This window comes from Egbenema bharatensis FJBBOT/2019, assembly GCF_048077055.1.
Taxonomy (GTDB): Bacteria; Cyanobacteriota; Cyanobacteriia; order Elainellales; family Elainellaceae; genus Egbenema; species Egbenema bharatensis.
The window spans coordinates 914,889-936,780 of sequence record NZ_CP182236.1; the positions used below are offsets into that span (position 1 = coordinate 914,889).

At 51.2% G+C, this 21,892-nt stretch carries 27 protein-coding genes and 2 pseudogenes; 20 read left to right on the forward strand and 9 right to left on the reverse strand.

Going from position 1 to position 21,892, the window contains the following annotated elements; translation table 11 throughout:
• Positions 1–104 precede the first annotated feature (104 nt).
• A complete protein-coding gene (locus ACM1PF_RS04225; RefSeq protein WP_416672539.1) occupies positions 105–3,212 on the forward strand; it encodes an efflux RND transporter permease subunit in 3,108 nt (1,035 codons plus the stop codon).
• 98 nt (positions 3,213–3,310) lie between these two features.
• On the opposite strand, the gene ACM1PF_RS04230 is transcribed toward ACM1PF_RS04225, so the two are convergent.
• From ACM1PF_RS04230 to ACM1PF_RS04240, 3 genes are all read right to left on the reverse strand, one after another.
• A complete protein-coding gene (locus ACM1PF_RS04230) occupies positions 3,311–3,718 on the reverse strand; it encodes a pentapeptide repeat-containing protein (protein ID WP_416672541.1) in 408 nt (135 codons plus the stop codon).
• A 426-nt stretch (positions 3,719–4,144) separates the two neighbouring features.
• Positions 4,145–4,366: a hypothetical protein gene (locus ACM1PF_RS04235; RefSeq protein WP_416672543.1), complete on the reverse strand. Its 222-nt coding sequence runs from the start codon at positions 4,364–4,366 to the stop codon at positions 4,145–4,147.
• A 315-nt stretch (positions 4,367–4,681) separates the two neighbouring features.
• A complete protein-coding gene (locus ACM1PF_RS04240) occupies positions 4,682–5,626 on the reverse strand; it encodes a lysylphosphatidylglycerol synthase domain-containing protein (protein ID WP_416672544.1) in 945 nt (314 codons plus the stop codon).
• Between ACM1PF_RS04240 and ACM1PF_RS04245 the strand changes: the two genes are divergently transcribed.
• Positions 5,625–5,780, forward strand: a complete 156-nt coding sequence (locus ACM1PF_RS04245; RefSeq protein ID WP_416672546.1) for a hypothetical protein — start codon at positions 5,625–5,627, stop codon at positions 5,778–5,780. The genes ACM1PF_RS04240 and ACM1PF_RS04245 overlap by 2 nt on opposite strands.
• Positions 5,781–6,049: 269 nt before the next feature.
• Here the strand turns inward: ACM1PF_RS04245 and ACM1PF_RS04250 are convergent, their stop codons facing one another.
• On the reverse strand, positions 6,050–6,256 hold the full coding sequence (locus tag ACM1PF_RS04250) for a hypothetical protein (RefSeq protein ID WP_106175589.1): 207 nt from the start codon (positions 6,254–6,256) through the stop codon (positions 6,050–6,052).
• Positions 6,253–6,378: a hypothetical protein gene (locus tag ACM1PF_RS04255; RefSeq protein ID WP_416672548.1), complete on the reverse strand. Its 126-nt coding sequence runs from the start codon at positions 6,376–6,378 to the stop codon at positions 6,253–6,255. Before ACM1PF_RS04255 ends, ACM1PF_RS04250 begins: the two co-directional genes overlap by 4 nt.
• A gap of 81 nt (positions 6,379–6,459) precedes the next feature.
• Here ACM1PF_RS04255 and ACM1PF_RS04260 point away from each other — a divergent pair, with 81 nt between their 5' ends.
• The 3 genes from ACM1PF_RS04260 (at position 6,460) to ACM1PF_RS04270 (ending at position 9,377) form a co-directional block, all read left to right on the forward strand.
• On the forward strand, positions 6,460–6,696 hold the full coding sequence (locus ACM1PF_RS04260; protein ID WP_416672550.1) for a hypothetical protein: 237 nt from the start codon (positions 6,460–6,462) through the stop codon (positions 6,694–6,696).
• Between the two features lie 167 nt (positions 6,697–6,863).
• On the forward strand, positions 6,864–7,289 hold the full coding sequence (locus tag ACM1PF_RS04265) for a hypothetical protein (RefSeq protein WP_416672551.1): 426 nt from the start codon (positions 6,864–6,866) through the stop codon (positions 7,287–7,289).
• Between the two features lie 18 nt (positions 7,290–7,307).
• Positions 7,308–9,377: a caspase, EACC1-associated type gene (locus ACM1PF_RS04270; RefSeq protein ID WP_416672553.1), complete on the forward strand. Its 2,070-nt coding sequence runs from the start codon at positions 7,308–7,310 to the stop codon at positions 9,375–9,377.
• Here the strand turns inward: ACM1PF_RS04270 and ACM1PF_RS04275 are convergent.
• Positions 9,348–9,728 carry a four helix bundle protein gene (locus tag ACM1PF_RS04275; protein WP_416676557.1) on the reverse strand — a complete coding sequence of 127 codons (381 nt, stop codon included), beginning with the start codon at positions 9,726–9,728 and terminating at the stop codon, positions 9,348–9,350. The two genes, ACM1PF_RS04270 and ACM1PF_RS04275, sit on opposite strands and share 30 nt — an antisense overlap.
• Here ACM1PF_RS04275 and ACM1PF_RS04280 point away from each other — a divergent pair.
• Entirely contained in the window at positions 9,657–10,556 is a 900-nt protein-coding gene (locus ACM1PF_RS04280; RefSeq protein WP_416670324.1) for an IS982 family transposase, read from the forward strand. The genes ACM1PF_RS04275 and ACM1PF_RS04280 overlap by 72 nt on opposite strands.
• A gap of 27 nt (positions 10,557–10,583) precedes the next feature.
• Here ACM1PF_RS04280 and ACM1PF_RS04285 read toward each other — a convergent pair.
• Positions 10,584–10,751, reverse strand: a pseudogene (locus tag ACM1PF_RS04285) (four helix bundle protein); the annotation flags it as partial.
• A gap of 266 nt (positions 10,752–11,017) precedes the next feature.
• Here ACM1PF_RS04285 and ACM1PF_RS04290 point away from each other — a divergent pair.
• The 12 genes and pseudogenes from ACM1PF_RS04290 to ACM1PF_RS04345 all read left to right on the forward strand — a co-directional run.
• Positions 11,018–11,146: pseudogene (locus tag ACM1PF_RS04290) on the forward strand (type II toxin-antitoxin system HicA family toxin); the annotation flags it as partial.
• A gap of 92 nt (positions 11,147–11,238) precedes the next feature.
• Complete coding sequence (locus tag ACM1PF_RS04295) at positions 11,239–11,502, forward strand: type II toxin-antitoxin system Phd/YefM family antitoxin (RefSeq protein WP_416676558.1); 264 nt, start codon at positions 11,239–11,241, stop codon at positions 11,500–11,502.
• Positions 11,499–11,672: a hypothetical protein gene (locus ACM1PF_RS04300; protein WP_416672555.1), complete on the forward strand. Its 174-nt coding sequence runs from the start codon at positions 11,499–11,501 to the stop codon at positions 11,670–11,672. The genes ACM1PF_RS04295 and ACM1PF_RS04300 overlap by 4 nt, the downstream gene beginning before the upstream one ends.
• Positions 11,663–11,875 carry a type II toxin-antitoxin system HicB family antitoxin gene (locus ACM1PF_RS04305; RefSeq protein ID WP_416672557.1) on the forward strand — a complete coding sequence of 71 codons (213 nt, stop codon included), beginning with the start codon at positions 11,663–11,665 and terminating at the stop codon, positions 11,873–11,875. Before ACM1PF_RS04300 ends, ACM1PF_RS04305 begins: the two co-directional genes overlap by 10 nt.
• A 57-nt stretch (positions 11,876–11,932) precedes the next feature.
• Complete coding sequence (gene yqeK, locus ACM1PF_RS04310; RefSeq protein WP_416676559.1) at positions 11,933–12,553, forward strand: bis(5'-nucleosyl)-tetraphosphatase (symmetrical) YqeK; 621 nt, start codon at positions 11,933–11,935, stop codon at positions 12,551–12,553.
• A gap of 407 nt (positions 12,554–12,960) precedes the next feature.
• A complete protein-coding gene (rsfS, locus tag ACM1PF_RS04315; RefSeq protein ID WP_416672559.1) occupies positions 12,961–13,407 on the forward strand; it encodes a ribosome silencing factor in 447 nt (148 codons plus the stop codon).
• Positions 13,408–13,455: 48 nt separating this feature from the next.
• Complete coding sequence (locus tag ACM1PF_RS04320; RefSeq protein WP_416672560.1) at positions 13,456–13,953, forward strand: CGLD27 family protein; 498 nt, start codon at positions 13,456–13,458, stop codon at positions 13,951–13,953.
• Between the two features lie 21 nt (positions 13,954–13,974).
• Complete coding sequence (locus ACM1PF_RS04325) at positions 13,975–14,931, forward strand: asparaginase (protein WP_416672561.1); 957 nt, start codon at positions 13,975–13,977, stop codon at positions 14,929–14,931.
• 156 nt (positions 14,932–15,087) lie between these two features.
• A complete protein-coding gene (locus ACM1PF_RS04330) occupies positions 15,088–15,228 on the forward strand; it encodes a hypothetical protein (RefSeq protein ID WP_416672563.1) in 141 nt (46 codons plus the stop codon).
• Positions 15,229–15,398: 170 nt separating this feature from the next.
• A complete protein-coding gene (gene arsB / locus ACM1PF_RS04335; RefSeq protein WP_416672564.1) occupies positions 15,399–16,565 on the forward strand; it encodes an ACR3 family arsenite efflux transporter in 1,167 nt (388 codons plus the stop codon).
• A 63-nt stretch (positions 16,566–16,628) separates the two neighbouring features.
• Positions 16,629–17,039, forward strand: a complete 411-nt coding sequence (gene arsC / locus ACM1PF_RS04340) for an arsenate reductase, glutathione/glutaredoxin type (protein ID WP_416672566.1) — start codon at positions 16,629–16,631, stop codon at positions 17,037–17,039.
• A 356-nt stretch (positions 17,040–17,395) separates the two neighbouring features.
• Positions 17,396–18,352 (forward strand): LysR family transcriptional regulator, encoded by a 957-nt coding sequence (locus ACM1PF_RS04345; protein WP_416672568.1) that lies wholly within the window; start codon positions 17,396–17,398, stop codon positions 18,350–18,352.
• Between the two features lie 51 nt (positions 18,353–18,403).
• On the opposite strand, the gene tnpA is transcribed toward ACM1PF_RS04345, so the two are convergent.
• On the reverse strand, positions 18,404–18,817 hold the full coding sequence (gene tnpA, locus ACM1PF_RS04350) for an IS200/IS605 family transposase (RefSeq protein ID WP_416669175.1): 414 nt from the start codon (positions 18,815–18,817) through the stop codon (positions 18,404–18,406).
• Positions 18,818–18,852: 35 nt separating this feature from the next.
• On the opposite strand from tnpA, the gene ACM1PF_RS04355 reads away from it, so the two are divergent.
• Entirely contained in the window at positions 18,853–20,196 is a 1,344-nt protein-coding gene (locus ACM1PF_RS04355; protein ID WP_416669176.1) for an IS200/IS605 family accessory protein TnpB-related protein, read from the forward strand.
• A gap of 69 nt (positions 20,197–20,265) precedes the next feature.
• On the opposite strand, the gene ACM1PF_RS04360 is transcribed toward ACM1PF_RS04355, so the two are convergent.
• A complete protein-coding gene (locus ACM1PF_RS04360) occupies positions 20,266–20,706 on the reverse strand; it encodes a response regulator (protein WP_416672569.1) in 441 nt (146 codons plus the stop codon).
• Between the two features lie 382 nt (positions 20,707–21,088).
• On the opposite strand from ACM1PF_RS04360, the gene ACM1PF_RS04365 reads away from it, so the two are divergent.
• On the forward strand, positions 21,089–21,859 hold the full coding sequence (locus ACM1PF_RS04365) for an ABC transporter permease (RefSeq protein WP_416676560.1): 771 nt from the start codon (positions 21,089–21,091) through the stop codon (positions 21,857–21,859).
• The last annotated feature ends 33 nt before the right edge of the window (positions 21,860–21,892 follow it).

A 21,892-nucleotide genomic window follows, 5' to 3' on the forward strand; every position in this document is an offset into this window, starting at 1 on the left:
CCAGCCAGCAAAACCACCGATCGCACATTCTTGCTTCAGAAAAAATCGGCTGTAAGGGCGCACAGCAGTGCGCCCCTACCGGTTATCCTTCACCATTCGTTGCCATGAATCTTTTTTATCGGAATCGCCAGCTTCTGATCCTGACCCTGACCCTGATTGTGGTGTGGGGACTGTCTGCGTTTTTCACCTTGCCGCGGATGGAAGATCCAGAAATTACCCAGCGGTTTGCTAGCGTTGTCACCTTCTTCCCCGGAGCCACACCTGAGCGGGTGGAATCCCTGGTGACGGAAAAGGTGGAGCAAAAGCTGTTTGAACTAGAAGAAATTGAATCACTGCGATCGACCTCCAGTTCGGGCTTTTCTTCGGTGGTGGTGGAACTGAAGGAATCGATTCAAAATGTTGATCCGGTCTGGTCGAAGGTTCGCAATAAAATCAGCGATGCGGTGCCGGAACTGCCTCCAGGAGCCTCTGAACCAGAATTTCGGGATGAGTCCACTTCGGCTAGTGCCCTAATTGTGGGATTGACCTGGGAACTGAATACCCCACCGAATTACACCATTCTGCGGCGATTAGCCAAAGGATTGGAAACTGAACTGCGATCGATTCCGGGCACGGACAGGTTGGAGTTGTTTGGTGAACCGGAGGAAGAGATTCAGGTGAGAATTTCTCCGGCGGAGTTAGCGCGGCTGGGTTTGACGGCTCAGGCATTAGCCCAACAAATTCAAAACAGTGATGCCAAATTAGCGGCAGGACAGTTGCGGAGTTCTAGCAGCGAGTTTTTGCTGGAAATCAATAGTGCCCTGGATTCATTGGAGCGGATTCGGCAAATTCCGATTCAGGTCGGCGATCGCGGACAGGTGGCCCGATTGGGTGAGATTGCGGTTGTGACAAAAGGGGTACAGGAACCGCCAGATAGTTTGGCGATCGTGGAGGGATATCCGGCCGTTGTGTTGTCTGCCACAGTGGAATCCCAGGAGCGAGTTGATTTGTGGGCAGCGCGATCGCGCCAGGTATTGCAGCAGTTTGAAGCCGATCTTTCTGATGGGATTGGACTGCATCTGGTACTGGATCAGAGCCAGTATGTGCAGCAACGGCTGAATGGGGTAATTACTAACTTAGTGATGGGTTCTGGATTCGTAATCGCCATTTCTTTGCTGATGCTGGGCTGGAAGTCTGCCCTGATTGTGGGTTCTGCCCTACCCCTGGCCAGTTTGATGGTGTTTGGCTGTATGAAGGTTTTGGATGTTCCCCTGCATCAAATGTCGGTGACAGGCATCATTATTGCCCTGGGCTTATTAATTGACAATGCGATCGTCGTGGTGGATGAGGTGCAAACCCGGTTGCAGCAGGGAATTCATCCATCGGATGCCGTTCGTTCAGCAGTGAGTCATTTAGCGGTTCCCCTGTTCGCCTCTACGTTAACCACCGTGTTTGCTTTTATTCCGATCGCGGCATCCCCTGGAAGTACGGGGGAATTTATTGGCACGATCGGTTTAACGGTAATTCTGGCGTTACTCAGTTCGCTTTTTCTTTCCCTCACCGTGATTCCGGCCCTGGCTGGACGGTTCGCCCAGTGGGAACCCTTGCGATTTCGGCAAAGCTGGTGGCAGCATGGAGTTAGTAATGCCCAACTGGCGGATGCCTATCGCTGGAGTCTGCGGGCCACCTTGCGGCGACCCTGGTTGGGGGTAGGACTTTCCCTGGTGCTGCCGGTGATTGGCTTTATCCAGTTTGGAGCACTGGAACAACAGTTCTTCCCACCGACCAACCGCGATCAGTTTCAGATTGAATTGACTTTGCCGACCCAAACGGCGATCGCCCAAACCCAGGTTCAGGTATTGCAAGCCCGCGACCTGATTCGCCAGCATCCTGAGGTTGATGATGTGCATTGGTTCCTCGGCAAGAGTGCGCCCTCCTTCTTTTACAACGTCTCAGGACGACGGGAAAATGCAGCCAACTATGCCCAGGCGATCGTGCAACTGCATTCTACAGACCGCCTGCGAGACACGATTCAAACCCTCCAGCAAGAGCTAGATACTGCCTTCCCCCAGGCGCAGGTTCTGGTCAAACAGCTGGAACAGGGCCCGCCCTTTGACGCTCCGATCGAACTGCGGATCTACGGTTCAGAGATGGAGCAACTGCGGCAATTAGGGAATCAGCTTCGAGGGGAACTGGCCCAGGTGGATCAGGTCATCCACACTCAAACCACCTTAACGGAAGCCCTGCCCAAGCTGGCTCTAAATGTTGATGAAGTTCAGGGACAGAGAGCCGGACTCGACAACAGCACGATCGCCCGTCAGCTTGATGCTGCATTGGAAGGAGCGATGGGGGGTTCTATCCTGGAAGGAACGGAAGACATTCCAGTGCGAGTTCGTTTAAGCGATCCGCAACGTAGTGATTTAGAGCAGATTACATCGCTGGATCTGGTCGCAAGCAATGCAAATTCAGGTTCCGATCGGGTTCCTTTAGATGCGATCGCCAATGTAGAACTCGTTCCCGATCTTGCTTCCATTTCTCGTCGCAATGGTCAGCGGGTCAATACCGTTCAGGGTTACATTATGGCAGGGGCTTTGCCGGACACTGTGCTTTCCCGCTTCCAACAACAGCTTCAGTCCAATAATTTCACCCTGCCCTCCGGATATCGATTGGAGTATGGCGGAGAAGCCGATGCCAGAGGGACTGCGATCGCCAATCTGCTCTCCACCATCGGTGTCTTACTGCTGTTAATGACTGCGACGTTAGTTCTCTCATTCAACTCTTTCGGGTTAGCCGGACTGATTGCAACGGTTGCCGTCTGCGCGATCGGGTTAGCTGCCTTAGCCCTGTGGCTGTTTAATTCCCTGTTTGGCTTCACGGCAATTTTGGGAACGTTGGGATTAGTCGGTTTAGCCATCAATGATTCGATCGTGGTGCTGGCTGCATTACGGGATGATCCCCGTGCCCGTGAGGGAGATGTCTACGCGACTCAAGTGGTGGTTTTCAAATCGACTCGCCACGTTTTAGCAACCACCTTCACCACGATCGTTGGTTTTATTCCCCTCTTGCTGGATGAAACGGGCTTCTGGCCACCCCTGGCCATTGCGATCGCGGGTGGTTTAGGGGGCGCAACGATTCTGGCTCTGTTCTACATTCCATCGGCCCACCTGTTGCTGGCTCGACGCAGCCGCACCCGTCGCCCCATCGGTTCTCAACTCGACCATGTGAGGGCGTAGTAATGGGATGAGTTCGACGCAACCGACAAAATTACAGCATTTTGGTGGGCATTGCCCACCCTACAGGAATACCTTCTCAAATACTGCCGGAGTAATAATTACTCGTCACAATTCCAGTCCAGCATTTCTCCCTTGGGGCTGATCGTATGGCACAGCTTGAGGAACACCGGATCAATGCCGTCTACTTTCGCGCCTTCTAAGTTTGCGCCCGTCAGGTCAACCACAAACGCCTGGGCATTGGTCAGGTCTGCTCCCTGGAGATTGGCTTCAGTTAAATTAACTGCCATCATCTGGGCTTCACTCAAGTTGGCATTGCGTAAATCTGCACGAGTTAAGTCCACGCCTCGCAAATCCGCCTGTTTGAGGTCAGCCCCTTGCAGGTCGCATTCCACACAAGCACGGCTTTCCAACAATTGAGTCACCTGCTCTGAGTTGGCCGCAAAGGCTGGAGACACCCAACAGCAAAAGCTCCACAGAACTGTAATCAACAGCATGGAAATTCGCATTTTTACCTCCGTTCGATCGATTGATCTCGTGATCTCGTGTTGCTATTCAAGTTTCCCCTGAAACTGCGATTTCTTAACAGGGGAAACAAGGGAGATCAATTAGGGTGTGTCCCACTTTTGCATTTGCATGACGGATCGTTCACTGGCAGGCAAGATGCTTGCGCTACGGCAATCGATCCATCTGCATCAATGGGATGCTCCCGATCAACGACCTATTAATGACCTAATTTAATGACCTATCAATTATCCATCTATCCATCTTCGGCACTGATTCTTTGTAATGCTGCATAGAATTCACCCCACCACCTGAAGTTCTTCCCCTGGGTGAGGAGAAGTTGGCAGAGGTCGGTATCATGTGCAACCTTGTAAAGAATTGGTAGGAGATAAAATCAACGTAGGATCAAAACGGGGATCAAATAGGGATCGCTAAAAGCTCCGCAATGTTTTTAAATCATCTTCAATATTCGATCGAATCCAGCGGGAGGTGAGATCTTCCACAATGATTTCCTGGCTATCCATCACGCTACTTGCTAATCGGACTTTGAGGGTTTGCAGGTAGTTTCCATCGACTAACCGCTGCCCGTATCCTGTCACCGTTCCAGAATACCGAAATCTTCTGTGCAGCACGTAGTCTTCTGTTTTGAACATGGTTGTAGCTCCCACTTGGCTATGATTATTCACTTGTGTTGTATTCATTTGGGCAAATTCGACTTGCACCGTTTGGACGTTTCCAGGCTGCGCTTGTGCGATACTGACTGCTCACCGCTCGATTGCAGAGAGAATTTACCCTCTCCACCGGAAATATTGCCTTACAATCCGAGCTTTAACCGTGTTGCTCACTACATTAACATCATCTGTCTGAAATGAGTTGGTACTGACTTCTGATTCAGCGCAACAGTCCATCGGATTACATCAAGGAATTGCATTGAAAATTGCATCAGTGAGATGATCCCAGTTTTCCGATTATTGTTCTGCGGACTGATCTCTTTTTTGAGAACGACGCACTTCAAACAACAACATCAACCCGATCGCCACAAACAGCGGCAAAAAGTAGTAGATGCAGCGAAAGGTGAGTAAGGCTCCCAGCACATCGTTTGCGGGCATATTGGCAGGACGAAGCAGGAGGATCACGGTTTCAAACACGCCCAACCCGCCAGGAACGGTACTCACAATTCCAGCAACCATCGCTAAGACATACAGCCCGAAAAACTTGAGATAGCTTAACGGCATGTCTGGCAACAATGCATATAAAACGCCTGAAGCTGCGCCCCAATCCACGATCGTGACTCCGATTAACCCCAGGAAAAGAGGAACCGATGGCAGGACAAATTCTTCACCTCGAATCCGTAACGGCTTTCTGATCCAAAAGCTGAGGAGCAGGTATACCCCCACAGTCAGCAGAAACCCTACGCCCAGGGGGGAAGTGTTGTGGAGCGGTAGATTCAATAACTGCGGGATCGATTGGGGTTCTACTAAAAAGACGAGGCCACCAATGGAAAACATCCCCAACCAGAAGCTGAGATGGGTGAAGGCGATGACTTTGGCAATGTCAACGGGGGGAACGCCCCAGGGTGAATAGAACCGATAGCGAATGGCGGTTCCAGATAGGAGGGTGAAGCCGACGGTGTTGCCAATGGCGTAGCTCAGGAAGGCGGTGAAGCCAATTTTGAGGGGAGAGAGTTGCCGACGAATGTAGCGAAAGCCCAGCAAATCGTAGGCTGTAATGGTGATGTAGCCCAATCCGGTGAGAGCCAGGGCAGTCAAAAGGCGCGGTTTAGGAATCGCGGTAATACTCTGCCAGATGTCTTGCAGGCTATATTCCTGGAGTTCATTCCGAATCGCTAGAGCCGCCACAGTTAGCATCAGAATGATAAACAGGATGGGAAGTAGTTGCCGGATTCGTCGCATGATTAAAGCTAGAGATCAGTCCTTTGTCACCATTGGTTTACCAAAAATCTTGTCCCCCTGGAAATGCCCCTGGGCTGATTTGCGGGACTTAACCCCAGTCATGCAGCCTGAACAGCAACCGTGCGATCGCTATAAAATGATCTCAAAAGAGTAGCCTGACTGGGCGGGCAAGATGCCCACCCCACAAGAGTTACAGCCCACATTCCGCAGGTTGAGTTTTCTTATTGAGAATTGCCAATATGCCTTGGGCATTTGCGATGATCTTATTGAAAACGCTGTCAACAAGCTAAGCTTATTGAGTCTTAATGTGAGTCTCAATTTTATGCACTGTTTTGAAAGCGTTCTAAGACAAGTGCTTCAATAAGCGATCAGTCTCAAATAAGACCTGCGGAATGTGGGTTACAGATGATTCAATTTGCAGTCCTAGCCTGGCTGATTCATCAGCCTGACAATTTCCTGCGCCAGGTTTTTTGACCAGAGGGAGTCAAAGGGGCAGAGAATCTGTCGGTTTTCGGGGGCTGTCCAGACAATGGCATCTTCGAGTTCAGAGATGCGGTAGGTTTCGTTGAGCAGGATGGCGGTGAGCAGATGATGCAGGGTAAGGGCTTGTTGGTCGGTTAACACAATCATGGTTGGCGATCTCCTTTGGACAGGATGACCAGGGCTTTGTCGATATCGCGGACTTTGATCGATCGGAGGTGGGTGAGAATGGCTCGCAGTAAAGCCACCTCGTCATCGGTGAGGGTGATCATGCTTGAAATTCCTCGATAGGTTTTGCTTAGTATAGGTTCATTTGTCGCAGTAGGTCAATAAACCTACTAAGCCTAAACAGCGTGAGACAATACCTCATTCAAAGACGAGGTGGGGCAGTGGCAGCAAAAAGACCGGATCAGAAAGCAATCAGAGTCTATGTAGAGTCTGATACCTACAGTCTGTTGAAACGGCTTGCAGGCATCCGAGAGCAGTCATTGAACGGACTCATGAATGACATGATTGAAGACTGGCTTGCTTTATCTGAGCAACAAGAAACGATCGATCGGCATCGGTTAGATGAGTTTGAGGAGGATTGAGCCTTGAGGATTGGGGATTGGGTAACTGGTGTAGGGTGGGTCGGCTCAGTTGACTGGGCAGGCAAGATGCCCACCCCACAAGAGAAGAGGGATTTGTAGTAGTAGGTTACGTTTGGGCTGAATAATTTATGATGAGCTTAGACTCAGCGTGTATATAAGCAGCTACTATGCCCGAATCATGTTCCATTTTAATTGACTTCAGCGAAGCGGGTCTGGATTTGGATCGCGCTGATCTGGAGAGCTTTATGCAAACCATCGCCGATGAAATGGAGTCTGGCGACCTGGTGCAATCTGCCCGTCTGGCTCGGGATGAGGATATCCCAGAGGCGGCTAAATCTGGGGTAGCGGCCTTTCTCGTCGGGATTCTGACCGCTGAGATCAACCGTGAGAACCTGGGCAAGGTGATGGACTACCTGGGGAACCTGCGCTATGGCAAGACGCTGACCCTGTCCGGCGACATCGATGGCATGACCTACAACATTGAGTATCGCAATAAACAGGAGCTAGATCAGGCGGCGGATACCATCGAGCGGTTAGCCAATCTGCGGGTTAAGATACGGGAACAGCAAACCGAACCTGGAAATCAGCCTTAGCCATCCATATCCAACTCAATGGGAAAGTATGCACTCTTAATTGGCGTTGACACCTACGGGGAGGGGTTGCAACCGCTACCCGCCGCCCCTAAGGATGTGGCCGCGCTGCGGGAGGTGTTGCTGAACCCTGAAATGGGCGGTTTCGACGAAGCCAAGCCGCTGATTAACCCCACTCAGCCTGAGATGGCACGGGAAATTGAACTATGGTTCCAGGAGCGACATCCGGAGGATTTGGTGCTGCTGTTCTTTTCGGGGCACGGGGTGAAGGACGATCGCCGCGACCTCTATTTTGCTGCCACCAATACCGAAAAGCAGCGCGATCGACTCGTGCGGTCTACTGCAATTCCGGCTCGGTTTCTCCATGATTGCATTGGGGGTTGCAAAGCCAAATACCAGGTACTCATCCTCGACTGTTGCTTTAGCGGCGCTTTTGGTGACCTAGTTGGCAAGGATGATGGTGAAATTCCGCTGAAGGAACAACTGGGAGCGGAGGGGCGAGTGATCCTGACCTCCACCAGTGCGGTGGATTATTCCTTTGAAGAAAAGGGTGCGGATCTGTCCATCTATACCCGCTATCTCGTAGAGGGCATTGCCAGTGGTGCTGCTGATGAGGATGGCGATGGGGTGATCACGGCGGAAGACCTCCATCGGTATGCGGGGCGAAAGGTGGAGGAAACCTCCCCGGCCATGAGTCCCAAGATTTTCATTCCCCAGGGGCAAGGGTATCGGATTCGGCTGGCCCGCTCTCCCCAGGATGACCCCAAGCTGAAATATCGCAAGGAAGCCGAGTGCCGAGCCACAGCAACAGAGTTTACAATCCCAGCCAAGCGGTTGCTGATCCGGCTCCGAGCAGAACTGGGCTTGTCGGATGCCGAGGCAGAGGCCATTGAAGCGGAGGTGCTGAAGCCCCATCGGGAGTATCAGCGCAAGCGCCAGGAGTACCAAGAGACTCTAGACCAGTGCCTGGAGCGGGAAACGCCCCTGAGCCAGCGCACAATTCAGGATTTGAGGGACTATCGGGCACACTTACGGCTGAAGCCTGAGGATGTGGCGACCATTGAGCGATCGGCGTTGAATGGTCAAGATTTAGAGGGGTATATTACAGACCTAGAACGCCAGCAGCATGCTGAAGCCCAACGTATAGAGCAGGAACGGGCAGAAGCCGAACGGCGGCAGCGGGAATTGAAATTGAGAATGGAAAGGCAACGACAGGCGGCAGCCCAACGTATACAACAAGTACAGGCAGAAGTCGAACGGCAGCATCAGGAAGCCGAAGCAGAGCGTAAACGGCAAGCCGAAACCCAACGCCAGCGAGAGGAGGCTGAACGGCAAAAGCCAGCCGCTGCCAATCAACCAAAACTACCCACAACTCCGCCTCAGCCTGCATATCCGCGACCTACTGCAACGACCTGGACAAGGCAAAAGTTCTTGAAGGTTGGGATTCCCCTGGGCATTGGCGTAATTGGTGTCAGTGTAATTGGTGTGTTGAGTCAGAATGAAGCTTCACCACCGGATTATTCCACGCTAGAATCGCTTTTGCAGGCAAACGATTGGCGTGGAGCAGATGACGAAACAAGGCAGTTAGTGTTACAAATAGCAAATCGGCAACAAAAAGGTTGGCTCGATGAAGCAAGTCTTGAAAATTTTCCCTGCGAGGATTTGCAGTGGCTCGACGACCTATGGGTACAGCATAGCGACGGCAAGTTTGGTTTCAGTGTGCAAGCGAGAATTTGGCAGGAAGTGGGAAGTCCAACGGAATACAATGAGGAATGGGAAGAGTTTGGCGATCGCGTTGGCTGGCGTAAGGATGGCCAGTGGTTAAGCTATGACTCACTAGCAGCAGACCTTGACTTATCTCCAGCGGGAGAATTTCCGGGTGGTGATTGGTTGGGTGGGTGTGGGTTGGGTGGGGGGTTGGGTGCGGTGCGGTGCGGTTGGGGCGGTGGTTCTTCTCTCGTGCTGCGGCTTGTAAACTGTAGCAGACAAGTGCTTCAGTCCGATCCAAAAGAATTATTTCAGACCCCCTCCCCACGGGAAGTCAGGTGGTTTGGCGATCCGCTACCTGGCCCTGGGAATTTTGGATTTTAGATTGCTTGTTTTTTGAGATCTGGCGCGGAGAGTTTTGATCGATTGCACGGTCATAGCAACGATTTCATTTACCTCTGCAATCAAGCTTTTGAGCTTTGCTTCAGGCACTAAACCCGGCTCCACCAACAGTTCCATCCAGTAGAGGCATTCATCCGCTTCCTCCTCCACAATGCTCAGCTTGGCAATGATATCGGCAGTAGATTTACGTCTAATGTGAATTGGACAAAAAGGTGGGAGAGGTTGAGAATCGAAGTACCACCTTTGAAGCTCACCTCTCCCATGACTAGCATAGACTTTCCCAGCCTGATGACCACCATTTTTGTTCTGGTAGACGATTGGTATCGCCAGCAGATTGCACCGTTAGACTGCCCCCGACCAGGAGTACAAGCGCAATTGAGTGATAGCGAAATGCTGACCTTAGCACTGCTGATGGACTATCTGCCCTTTCCGGGTGAAACCCAGTTTCTCGGCTTTATGCGTGCCAACTATCTCTGCTGGTTTCCACAGTTGTTGGATCAGAGTCAATTCAATCGGCGCTTACGCCAATTAGATGGGATGCTGGAATCACTGCGACGCAGTTGGGTCGTGGCATTAGGAGCGACCCAGCAAACGCATCTGCTGGTGGACACCAAACCGATTCCCGTACTGGGACTCAAGCGGGACAAGACACGCAGTGATTTTTCTGGCAATGCAACCCCTGGCTATTGTGCGTCGCGCCAGATGTATTACTTCGGCTACAAACTCGCCTTACTCAGTACCTGGAACGGGATTCCGATTGCCTATGATTTAGTCCCAGCCAACACCGATGAGCGGGTTGCCATTGAGTCGCTCTTAGCGGTCGCCCGAGGGTGCACCATCTACGGTGACAAGGGGTTTATCGACCAGGACTGGCAACTCCAAGTGCAGCAGCGCACCGGCAATCAGATTTGGACTGTCTTGCGCAAAAATCAGAAACAGCAGCATCCCCCATCCCTCAATCGCTTCATCTCCAAAGTGCGTCAGCGCATTGAAGGGGTGTTTCATGAAATTCAAAACACTGGACGTAACCCCGAACGCTTGCTCAACAAGACCGTAGAGGGCTTTTGTGTCCACATTGCAGCTAAACTGGCAAGCCATACCCTGCGGTTATTGCTCAAACAGCAGTTTGGCATCCATGTGTTAACCTTCCAACAGTCTTAAACTGCTCTGTCTAATTCACATTAGGCGTGATTTGGCACGACAAGCAGCCCGATAATTTGCACCTACCGAAGTCGCCGATCGCAACAACTGTTTCCCAATCACACCCGATGCTCCCCCCGACGGTAACACCTCCACCAACCGAATCACCCGCAACGCCACCCCTTTCGTCCGCCGCTTAAATTCTGCCTCATTCACAATCCAAAATCCAAAATCCAAAATCTAAAATCTAAAATTCCCAAATTCCTGGTGCTGACCTCCATTCCAGATCGCACACCAAACAATTTAGGAAAAGCAACTCAATCAACTAAACCTCTTGTGGGGTGGGCATCTTGCCCGCCCAGTCACACAACCTTCACTTCTCCCAGAACTTACAGATGCAGGAGATAATGAGCGAAAGTTTCACACCGATCGCTACCCTTTATGCAAAGCATCAAAATCATTGTTGAAAAACATCCAGATGGAATGGAAGTAGAACACCTCTGACGCTTCCCAACCACAAACAAATCAAAAGTTCAACGCTGCGAACAATTTGTACTCAAGCCAGGATCACCCGCGAGGAGTTTTTAAAAGCGTATGAGAAAGTCTCGTAGCGATCGCCCCATTGCATCGGTTACATAACCCGATCGCCCACCCACCTCATTTGCTGGTTATAGTGAATCTAACCCTAATCGCTTCTCATCCCATGCCCAAAAAACTCACGATCGCCCAGGCGCAACAACAACTCCCCATCCTGCCTGACGAACTAACCGACGAACCCATCATCATTACCCAAGACGGCGTTCCCGTCATCGCTGCCCTCAGCTATACCCAACTCACTGAACTGCTCGAAACCCTCGACATCCTCACCGATACCGAATTTGTCACCAAACTACGCCAAAGCATTGTCCAGGCAGAACAAGGCAACACCATTTCCTGGGAAGATGCCAAAGCACAGCTAGGACTATGAGCGACGAGAGCATCACCGGGTATGCCATTCAACTGACCCATCTTGCCCTGCAAATGTTAGCCACAGTTAAAGATAGACGGGAACAAGAGAAACTGCGCGATCGGATTGAGCAACTCAAAATTGAGCCTGAAAAACAAGGTAAAGCACTGGTAGATAATCTTTGGCGATAAGTGCTTCGCCCTCGCTAAAGCGACCAGGAGAATCCATCTTTACTCAAGGCGAGACGATCGAAGAGATCCACGAGATGGTGCGAGATGCCGTGCAACGCCATTTTGAAGCGGAACAACGTCCCAAGCTAATTCGACTGCACATTGTTCGAGATATCGAAATAAGCTCATCCCCCACCCCCCGATCGCCCGATCGAGGAACTTAGGCTAAAATAGGGGCACGGTCGTTGATTAACCTTTGCATGGGAGAAAACCCTGGAGTATTGCGCCAACACGTTCTAGACTGGCTTGCTGATAACGTTCCTGAGTCTCGCATCAGTCACATCCTGAGGGTGGAGCAGATGGCAGTGACCCTGGCCCAGCAGCATGGGCTGGATGAAGCAAAGGCGGCACAAGCAGGGTTAATGCATGACCTGGCCAAGTATTTCAAACCGCAAAGACTGCTGGAGATGGCCCAAAAGGAAGGGTTAGCGATCGATCCGGTGGATGAAGCCAATCCGCATCTGCTCCATGCCGATGTCAGCGCGATCGTCGCCAGAAATGTCTTCGGTGTGGTAGATGAAGAAATATTAGCAGCGATCGCAAATCATACCCTGGGTAGACCCGGAATGTCTGCCATTAGCTGTGTAGTATTCCTATCCGACAGCTTAGAACCGGGGCGAGGAGACACCCCAGAATTAAATACCCTGCGCCAAACCAGCCAGCATCACCTGCACCAAGCCGTTTGGATGACCTGTGATTATACACTGCAACACTTGATGGAAAAACGTCGCCTGATTCATCCACGGGCGATCGCCACCCGCAATTGGTTCTTGCAATCCGCTCAGCATTCATTCACCCACCCCTCGCCTGAACCAGTCTCTGCTTCCCATTTACGCCCATGAAGATTTTGCTGTTTTGCACAAAACTTCTCCATTCCGGTTCCGCCGGATTTTACCCCACCCGCGTTGGGCGACGACGATGTGGCTTAACGCGAAACCGATCGATCAGGCGAACAAATGCAAATTGAATCATCTCAATTCTTGTGGGGTGGGCATCTTGCCCGCTCAGTCAACCCACCAGCCAACCCACCAGCCAACCCACCAGAACGATCGCACAAATTGTTCAATCCGCGATCCTGAACTGTACCAATGTTCTAACCTGTCATCTAATGTCCAAAAATGTCCAAATTAGTATCCAATTAGATCCAATCAGATTCAACTAGATCCATGTTCATGTTCAAACCCCAAACCATGTTGCACAAATTAGGAGTATTGAATTTTTGATGATAGATTCCTCATCCCCTCGGCCCATGCCTCAGTCTGCCTCAGACACCACTGGTTTTGCGTCCCACGTCAGCCGTTCTGACGACCCCAGCTACACACTGGCCCTAACCATTGCCCAGGCAGCAGACGATCGGAAAGGAGCCGACATTCTTCTTCTCAACGTGACCGATGTATCCTACCTGGCAGATTACTTTGTAGTGATCACCGGATTCTCCAACGTGCAGGTACGGGCGATCGCCAACTCCATTGAGGAAAAAGTAGCAGAAGAATGGCAGCGGAGTCCTTTGCGGAAGGAAGGACAGGCAGAGGGAAACTGGGTGTTGATGGATTACGGCGATGTGATTGTCCACATTTTTCAGCCCAAAGAGCGAACCTTCTACAACCTGGAAGCCTTCTGGGGTCATGCTGAACAAATTCCGTTTACCCCCCTGGCAAATCCCTCTATTCAGCCCGTCCCAGATTCGTTAAAGTAAAAAGCATCTGGCTTCTGGAATTCACTTAAAGACCCAGCTAGGTGTGTTATGCCTTCTTCCGCCCCTGTTTGCCCCGTCCCTCTAGAACAGCAGCCCATGCATGAGTACCAGGAACTCCGAGAATCCTGGTTTTTCCGATGGGCCACACTGGATGTGTGGGGATACCTCAAACCCACCCTTATCCTCTGGAGCTTGAGCTGGCTGATTTCCTTCCCGGTGGCTGCCACCAGCTTCTCACCCAGTAAGCATCCAGTCCACTTTTTCCTGTTTGGGGCAGCAGGGGCGATGATTTTACCTACCCTGGCCCTGGTGCGCCTGTACCTGGGCTGGTGGTATGTTCGCAATCGGTTGGCCCAACCGCTGGTCGTTTATGAAGAGTCAGGCTGGTATGATGGGCAAGTCTGGGAAAAGCCGGATGATATCTTGCAGCGCGATCGGCTGATTGTCACTTACCAGATCCAGTCCATTCTCAAACGCCTCAAGATTACCTTTGGGGTGATTGCGGGACTATTTGGGGTGGGGGTTGTCGTGTGGCAAATTTTTTAAGGAGTAGGGCGTAGGCTACGCATGACAAGGGGAAAACGAGTAATACAGACCGCAGAACTTCAGGTGCGGCTCCTGCGGGAAGGGATCACTGAATCGACCCATCGGGTTCAGGCGGTTGTGGCAGACAATCGGGGACGGGCCCTTTCCGTGGCCGGCAGTCCAGAAACCGCTACGTTTATTCGGTCTGCCCTGAAGCCATTTCAAGCATTGACCGTGGCCACGACTGGGGCCCTGGAACGATTTAATTTAACCGATCGAGATCTGGCGGTGATGTGTGGCTCCCACCAGGGAACGGTAGAGCAAGCCCGACAAGTCTTTAATATTTTGTGGCGATGTGATGTTGATCCCTCTGCGCTCCAGTGTCCGATTCCCCCTGGCAAACGCAGTCGGCTAGAACACAATTGTTCTGGCAAACACGCCGGAATGCTGGCCGTTTGTCGGCAGCTGAACTACCCGCTTTCCAACTACCCCCAGCGCAATCATCCTGTACAAAAGCTGATGATTGGCAAAATCGCCGAACAGCTTCGGATGCCGCCGGATGAACTGATTCACGCCCACGATGACTGCGGTGTGCCGACTTATTTTATGCAGCTTGTCCAGATGGCTACCCTCTACGCCCTGCTAGCTTCTGGAGATAGCTTAGACATGGAGCGGATTGTGCGGGCCATGACCCACCATCCCACAATGGTGTCCGGGGAAGGTCAGTTTGATACGGAATTGATGCGCCTGTCCGGTGGAGAATTGGTCAGCAAATCGGGAGCGGAAGGGATTCAGTGCGTCGGTCGTGTCGGCGAAGGGCTGGGTCTGACGATCAAGGCAATGGATGGTGCGAAACGGGCCAAGTATGCAGTGGCGATTCACCTGCTGAAACAAATGGGCTGGATCAGTCCCACGATCGCCGAAACCCTGATGGAAACCTTCATGACGCTAGGCAACTTTAAGCGATTGGAAGTGATCGGGGAGTTGGTTTTGCCGTGAGAGGAGTGAGGAGTGAGGAGTGAGGAGTGAGGAGTGAGGACTGAGGACTGAGGACTGAGGACTGAGGTCACAAAAGTAGAAAGAAGAAAGTAGAAAATAGAAAGAAGAAAGAAGAAAGTAGAAAGTAGAAAGAAGAAAGTAGGAGGTTCTTCCCTCTTGTGCCTTCCTTCTTGTGGGGTGGGCATCTGGTCTGCCCAGCTTTCCCAGTTTTTTCACCCTGCCGGGCATATTTCAGGTTTTCTTAATCTGCGATCGACTTCAGCCTTGATGGTTGGAGGGGATGGGGCGATCGCTTAAATTCCTGACATAAAGCAATTTCGCTGGTTTTTGAATTTGTAGCTCAAACTAAAGCTGGAATTTTTGTCGGTAAACATATCAGATTTTTTTGATGTAATTGCCTTTTCCGCCTAAGATAAACATGGAAGCGATGTAACGAAATCTGTGTGTCGTGGTATGTAAGGAAGGCAATGAGTACTCACAACTCTGAGATCAGCAGGAAAAAAGCAGTTCAGGCCGGTGGAAAACTGAGCTTCTTTGAACGGTATTTAACGGTTTGGGTGTTTCTGTGCATTATTGCAGGCATTTTGGTGGGGCGATTGTTTCCAGGAGTAGCAACGACGCTGGATGCCATGAGCATTTACCAGGTGTCGATTCCGATCGCCATCTGCCTGTTTTTCATGATGTACCCCATCATGGTCAAGATCGACTTTACGCAGGCGGCCCAAGCGGCCCGAACTCCGAAACCAGTGATGCTGACCCTGGTGGTAAACTGGCTGGTCAAACCATTTACGATGGTGGTCTTCGCCCAGTTTTTCCTGGGCTGGTTATTCCGGCCGCTGATTACTGGAACGGAACTGGTGCGGGGTGCAGAAATTACGCTGGCCAACTCCTACATTGCTGGCGCGATCCTGCTGGGGATTGCCCCCTGTACTGCAATGGTGTTGATGTGGGGGTATCTGTCCTATAGTAATCAGGGCCACACGCTGGTGATGGTGGCGATTAATTCCCTGGCAATGCTGTTCCTCTACGCACCGTTGGGACGATGGCTTTTGGCGGCAAATGATCTGGTTGTACCCTGGCAAACGATCGTCCTTTCCGTTCTAGTTTACGTGGGTTTGCCTTTAGCGGCCGGCATGTATTCCCGCTACTGGATTTTCAAGCACAAAGGGCGGGAATGGTTCGAGCGACAATTCCTGAAATATCTTTCCCCAGTGGCGATCGCAGCCTTGTTAATTACGTTGATCCTGCTGTTTGCCTTTAAGGGGGATCTGATCATCGAAAATCCGTTCCATATTTTGTTGATTGCTGTTCCGCTATTCATTCAAACCAACTTCATTTTCCTGATCAGCTATGTCGCAGCCCAGAAGTTGGGGATGACTTACGAGGATGCAGCTCCGGCAGCCCTGATTGGAGCCAGCAATCACTTTGAAGTGGCCATTGCCACGGCGATTACCTTGTTTGGACTGGACTCTGGTGCGGCTCTGGCAACAGTTGTGGGCGTGTTAATCGAGGTTCCCGTGATGCTGATGCTGGTGAAATTCTGCAAGCGGACGGCCTTCTGGTTTCCCCGTGAGCCAGAGAAGGCATCGCTCCCGGATCCCCGTTGCCTACAGCCTTACAGTATTCGGGAGTAAAGGCGAGAGCAACGGCAACATCACAATTTTTGAACCACTTTATTTTCTTTAACGAGATTCATCATGAAAAAAGTCATGTTCGTTTGCAAAAAGAACTCTGCCCGTTCCCAGATGGCAGAAGGGTTTGCGAAGACGATCGGTAAGGACAGAATTGAGGTGGTGAGTTCGGGGTTAGAAGCCAGTCAGGTGCGCCCAGAGGCGATCGCTGCCATGAAGGATATCGGGATTGATATTACCGATCAGCACTCCAAACCCCTGAGTGACTTCAAAGCAGAGGATTTTGATGTGGTGATTTCCCTGTGCGGCTGCGGAGTCAATCTACCGCCGGAATGGGTGACTCGTGAGGTATTTCAGGATTGGCAGCTAGACGATCCGGCAGAACAACCGGAAATTTTCCCCAGAGTCCGGGATGAAATCAAGGAACGGGTGACGCAGTTGGTGGAAATGGTAGGGGCAGAAGCGGTCTCGCCATAGGATGAGCCACGGTAGGGGTTTGGCAGGGCTAAATCCGTACAGAGTCACACCCTCCCAAATTGAATGAAATGGCTGGTATGAAAGGGCGATCGTCCGATTCTGCCAGTCATTTTGCTGTGTTGTTCGCTAAATAGCTGAATTTTGCCGTCCGTTATCCGATCATGCTGTTATCTGATCATGCTGTTATCCGATCATTCCGTTGTCCGATTGTATCGATCGCAGGTTCAGTGCCGATCGAGTGCTGCGCCGGGTAGCGATGGAGGTGGAATCTATCGGGGGTGGGAATGCTGAAATTCAGGCAAATGGGCAGTGTCGCCGTATAGTGATGAGCAGGCTTATTGAAGATTAGGGGAGCGATGACGGCCAACCAGCGGATGCGGACCAATCATTCAAGAGTGAATCATCAAAATCAGTTAAAGCTATCCCAACTGCGGGTTTTAGTTGCGGCGGCAGCCTGTGAGAACTTTAGTGAAGCAGCCTTGCAGTTGGAAATGTCGCAACCGGCAGTGAGTCATGCGATCGCAGCCCTGGAGGAACATTTGGGAGTGGTCTTGTTCTTGCGAGGGCGGCGGGGAGCACGGTTAACGCCGATCGGGGAACGGATCGTGGTACGGGCACGGGAAATAGTGCAGCAGGCGGATGAGATTGAGAAAGAAGCTTTGTTATCCAGGGGATTGGAAGGTGGGCAGGTGCGGCTGGTTGCCTTTCGCAGTGTGGCGACCCACGTACTGCCTTCAGTCATTGCCAGCTTTCATCAACGATTTCCAGCGATCGGGGTGAGCCTGACTGAGTACGAAGACTACTTGCATGTCGAGCAAGCATTGCGGGACGGGGCAGCCGATGTGGGGTTTACCTTCCTGCCCGCCAGCGATGATTTACAGACCTGGAAAATGGTTCAGGATGAGTTTGTTGCGCTTTTTCCTGCTGACTTCAAAGCAGACAGGGCTGAAATCACCTGGGAAGAACTGATGGCCCAACCCCTGATTATGCCACCGAATCATTCCATCATGATGGAGCAGGTCTATGCCCATGCAGAGGCGCACGGCTATCAGCTCACTACTGCCTATGAAGTCAAAATGGATTCCACGATCGTTAGCCTAGTTGCCCAGGGATTAGGAACCGCAATTTTACCCCGGCTGGCCGCAGAACCGATTCCACCCAAAGTGCAGATTTATTCATTGCCCGTTCCCCTTTACCGCATCATTGGGGCAGCCGTTTTAGCCGATGCCCTACAAACCCCGGCCATCTACGCATTTTTAGAGGTGCTGCAATCCTTGAACAAAGGTAGCCCGCACACCCCATCCTCGCGTTAGCAGGTGGGGTTCGGGCGAGGCAAAGGAGCGAAGCGGAGTTGCCAGTCCAGGTTAATCCTCATAACCCTGATTTTCAATGTACCGTTTCAGTACATCCAGACTTGCCCCACCACTAGAAACGAATCCATATCCACGCTTCCAGAACACGGGCTTCCAGTAATAAGGTTTCAGAAACTCCCGATACTCTTTGCGGATTTCCCGACTGGTAATTGTTTTAAGGATGTTGACCAATCTGGACAGCGCAATATCAGGAGCCATCTCTACCAACAGATGAATGTGGTCGTTACTTCCCAGGTCTGCCTTGCATTCAAGTAATGTGCATTTCTGCGTTTGGCAAAGCTTAGACATCATTGATTGGAGTCGAGCCTCCACCTCGGTTGTAATGACAGGATGACGATATTTTGTCACGAACACGATATGCACAATAAGAGAGCCAAGGCAGTGACCATAGGGTTTTAGCCGCATAGACAAAACTAACACTATAGTAGTACAATTGCTTCATGATAAAACGAAAGCCCATCATTAGAACAGACAAATGGAGCCTGAAGCCGACTGGTGAGCAGCGGTTGTTGTTTGCCGAAACGGTTAAGGTTTATCGCCGTTTGTGTCGTCATTTGGTGGGCATCGTTTTCACCCATTGGGCGCAATTAGGAGGACTGTCGAACCAGCAAGTTGTACCTGCTGTAGAACGGCTAATCCATGCGACAAGTCAAAACCCAAATGTAAAATATCCTTGCATTGACAAGGTGTTTCACAAGTTCCCCAGTTATTACCGCAGAGCCGCAATTCTTTTTGCTGTTGGGCAAGTTAGTAGCTTTGTCACCCGTTATCAGGAATGGCAATCAGGAACTCGCAAGCGACGAGATGCTAAACCTCCTGCCCTGAATGCAAATACTGGATGCTACCCGGTGTTGTACAAAGGGCAGTGCTACAAGCTACACGGACTGGAGCAGGTAGAAATCAAGGTATTTACTGGAACAGACTGGGTTTGGACAACGGTTCAAATATCAGGACTGAGAGAGCGGCACACAGTAAATAGCAATAAGTTGCTGTCTCCATCGTTGATTTTCAATCAACAGGCGTGTCATCTCTCTGTTCCGTTTGAGTGTCACCCCGAAAAGCGGCAACCCGACCAAAATGTGGTTGCTGTAGATTTGGGGATTAACACGACAGCAACGGTTTCAGTCGTGACGGTTTGCGGTACTGTAATCCATCGTGAATTCATTCACCCTGGAAGAGACATAGACCGCAGAGATCAACGCCTGAAGTCGGTTTCAGTCAGAGCAAGTCAGACGATGGGCAAAGGGGGCAAGCTGCAAAAAGGGTTTTGCTCCAACACCTATCGCAAGTGCCGTCACATCAACCAGCAAATTGCCCACCTCGTCTCGAAGCGGATTGTGCAAATTGCCAAAGCGTTCAACACTCAAGCGATTGTGTTTGAGAACCTGAAAGGGTGGAAGGCAACGGGGGGACGGAAACGTTCTACCTTGCGACAACGCTTTCATGGTTGGCTCAAGGCAATGATTCGCCAACACAGCGAAATGAAGTGGCAAGAGGTGGGTGGCAAGACAATAGATGTGATTGCTGCTTATACCTCGAAGTTGGCGTATGACGGGTCTGGTGTTGTGCGGCGCGACTCTAAAAACTATGCTCTGGCTAAATTCTCTTCTGGCAAGCGATATTCAGCAGACCTGAACGGCTCTCACAATATCGCTGCCAGAGGGATTCTTAAGCTCACTTGCCGAAAGGACAGTGAGGGGTGTTCGGGCAAAAGTTCCCGACACTCGCCTAGAAGCTGGGCTTGTTTGTGTGACCTGTGGACTAATCAGATAGTTACAGGTTAGCACCGACACCACCACCTCGCGTTAGCAGGTGGTGTGAGCTTCATGTCCGACCACACCGTGACGTGGTAATCAAGCCGCAAACAAAACATTCAGAACTTGTTTAGAAAAATCGGAAGCAGATTGGGGGGAGGTCGGTTTGCTAATCATCAAACTCACACCCAGATACGTAGCCTGTTCCAGGTCGCTCGGCTCCAGTTCTGAATCCGGTGCATGCATCAAAATAACAGGTATCTCCTGGAATTGGGGCTGACGTTTGAGCCAGGCTAGCAACTCCAGTCCGCTCATACCCGTGAGATTCACCTGAAATAGCACCAGATCCGGCAAGGGATACTGCCCCCGATCGGCATATTCCATTTCGCCTCTCAGGTAGTTCATGGCTTCTGCACCGTTCAGGGCAATTTGAAAAGCGATGGCGGTGCTGGTTGTTGCTCGAATAGCATCCATTGCCATGATCAAAAAACTGAAGTCATCGTCTACTAGCAAGATGCTTTTCGTTGGGGGCTTGCTCATGCTTGGTAGCGTTGGGGGAATGGGGAAGAAGGGCAAAGTTTACCCTGACATAGCGGCTGGGCTGTGATGCAACTCACTGAACTGTGATGCAACTCATTGTAATCGTGATTTCGCGTTCATTCTCTGACGATCGTAAAATTACGTCAGGTTTTCCTGATTTCTGAACGCAGTGTGTCCCTCCATGAACAGCATGACCGTTGGGAGTGTGTCAATATGTAGGAGATAGTCTGCCCCAAATAATTGGGATCTCTTAGCCGTGAGTAGCATTGGTCGTCCCTCCAGTCGCTCCGTTCGTTCATCCCGCGATCGGACTGCATCCCGTAGAAGTCGCTTTTTCCCACCGATTCAGCGACTTTTATCCGTCGAAGTCCTGGCTCCTGTAATGGTAGGACTGCTGGTATTAGCCCTTTGGGAAGTGGGAGTCCGCCTGACTAATACTCCCCCCTATCTGCTGCCAGGGCCGATTTTGGTTTGCCAGACGCTGATTCGGGATTGGGGGGTTCTCTTTCCTGCCCTGCTGGTGACGCTCAAAATTACGATCGTTGCCTTTGTTGCCGCAATCGTTTCAGGGTTATCCATTGCGGTTCTCTTCACTCAAAGTAAGTGGGTTGAACGCAGTTTCTTTCCCTATGCTGTGATTCTGCAAACGACACCGATTGTGGCGATCGCCCCTTTGATTATTCTCTGGGTCAGGCAAGTATTTCCAGGACAACACTCCACCTTTATCTCGCTGGTCATTTGCGCCTGGATTGTTGCCTTCTTTCCCATCCTGTCGAACACCACCCTGGGGCTAAACAGTGCCGACCATAACCTGATCAATCTCTTTCAGCTTTATCGCGCTTCCCGCTGGCAAACCCTGCTTTATCTGCGGCTTCCCAGTGCGCTGCCCTACTTTCTAGGCGGATTGCGAATTAGTGGCGGTCTGGCATTAATTGGCGCAGTAGTGGCAGAATTCGTGGCAGGAACAGGCGGCACGCGATCGGGGATTGCTTACCAGATCCTGATGTCCAGCTTTAATTTACAAATTCCCCGCATGTTCGCGGCCCTACTGCTCACCTCGGTTCTGGGCGTAACCATCTTCGTATCCCTGACCCTGTTCTCAGATTTCCTGCTCCGAGACTGGCACGAAAGCGCAGTCCGCCGCGAGAATTAACGGACTTACCTTAAACGGGTTTGCCTCTGGCAG

Excerpts from the sequence above, each read along its gene's own strand:
- arsB (WP_416672564.1), top strand. The coding sequence starts at position 15,399 with ATGAGTACTCACAACTCTGAGATCAGCAGGAAAAAAGCAGTTCAGGCC.
- ACM1PF_RS04345 (WP_416672568.1), top strand. The coding sequence starts at position 17,396 with ATGACGGCCAACCAGCGGATGCGGACCAATCATTCAAGAGTGAATCAT.
- ACM1PF_RS04270 (WP_416672553.1), top strand. The coding sequence starts at position 7,308 with ATGGGAAAGTATGCACTCTTAATTGGCGTTGACACCTACGGGGAGGGG.
- ACM1PF_RS04355 (WP_416669176.1), top strand. The coding sequence starts at position 18,853 with ATGATAAAACGAAAGCCCATCATTAGAACAGACAAATGGAGCCTGAAG.
- rsfS (WP_416672559.1), top strand. The coding sequence starts at position 12,961 with ATGCCTCAGTCTGCCTCAGACACCACTGGTTTTGCGTCCCACGTCAGC.
- ACM1PF_RS04235 (WP_416672543.1), bottom strand. The coding sequence starts at position 4,366 with ATGTTCAAAACAGAAGACTACGTGCTGCACAGAAGATTTCGGTATTCT.
- ACM1PF_RS04300 (WP_416672555.1), top strand. The coding sequence starts at position 11,499 with ATGAGCGACGAGAGCATCACCGGGTATGCCATTCAACTGACCCATCTT.
- ACM1PF_RS04295 (WP_416676558.1), top strand. The coding sequence starts at position 11,239 with ATGCCCAAAAAACTCACGATCGCCCAGGCGCAACAACAACTCCCCATC.
- ACM1PF_RS04265 (WP_416672551.1), top strand. The coding sequence starts at position 6,864 with ATGCCCGAATCATGTTCCATTTTAATTGACTTCAGCGAAGCGGGTCTG.
- ACM1PF_RS04245 (WP_416672546.1), top strand. The coding sequence starts at position 5,625 with ATGATTAAAGCTAGAGATCAGTCCTTTGTCACCATTGGTTTACCAAAA.
- ACM1PF_RS04230 (WP_416672541.1), bottom strand. The coding sequence starts at position 3,718 with ATGCGAATTTCCATGCTGTTGATTACAGTTCTGTGGAGCTTTTGCTGT.
- ACM1PF_RS04240 (WP_416672544.1), bottom strand. The coding sequence starts at position 5,626 with ATGCGACGAATCCGGCAACTACTTCCCATCCTGTTTATCATTCTGATG.
- ACM1PF_RS04325 (WP_416672561.1), top strand. The coding sequence starts at position 13,975 with ATGACAAGGGGAAAACGAGTAATACAGACCGCAGAACTTCAGGTGCGG.
- ACM1PF_RS04365 (WP_416676560.1), top strand. The coding sequence starts at position 21,089 with ATGGTAGGACTGCTGGTATTAGCCCTTTGGGAAGTGGGAGTCCGCCTG.
- ACM1PF_RS04225 (WP_416672539.1), top strand. The coding sequence starts at position 105 with ATGAATCTTTTTTATCGGAATCGCCAGCTTCTGATCCTGACCCTGACC.
- ACM1PF_RS04255 (WP_416672548.1), bottom strand. The coding sequence starts at position 6,378 with ATGATCACCCTCACCGATGACGAGGTGGCTTTACTGCGAGCCATTCTC.
- ACM1PF_RS04320 (WP_416672560.1), top strand. The coding sequence starts at position 13,456 with ATGCCTTCTTCCGCCCCTGTTTGCCCCGTCCCTCTAGAACAGCAGCCC.
- ACM1PF_RS04280 (WP_416670324.1), top strand. The coding sequence starts at position 9,657 with ATGACTAGCATAGACTTTCCCAGCCTGATGACCACCATTTTTGTTCTG.
- tnpA (WP_416669175.1), bottom strand. The coding sequence starts at position 18,817 with ATGCGGCTAAAACCCTATGGTCACTGCCTTGGCTCTCTTATTGTGCAT.
- arsC (WP_416672566.1), top strand. The coding sequence starts at position 16,629 with ATGAAAAAAGTCATGTTCGTTTGCAAAAAGAACTCTGCCCGTTCCCAG.
- ACM1PF_RS04360 (WP_416672569.1), bottom strand. The coding sequence starts at position 20,706 with ATGAGCAAGCCCCCAACGAAAAGCATCTTGCTAGTAGACGATGACTTC.
- ACM1PF_RS04250 (WP_106175589.1), bottom strand. The coding sequence starts at position 6,256 with ATGATTGTGTTAACCGACCAACAAGCCCTTACCCTGCATCATCTGCTC.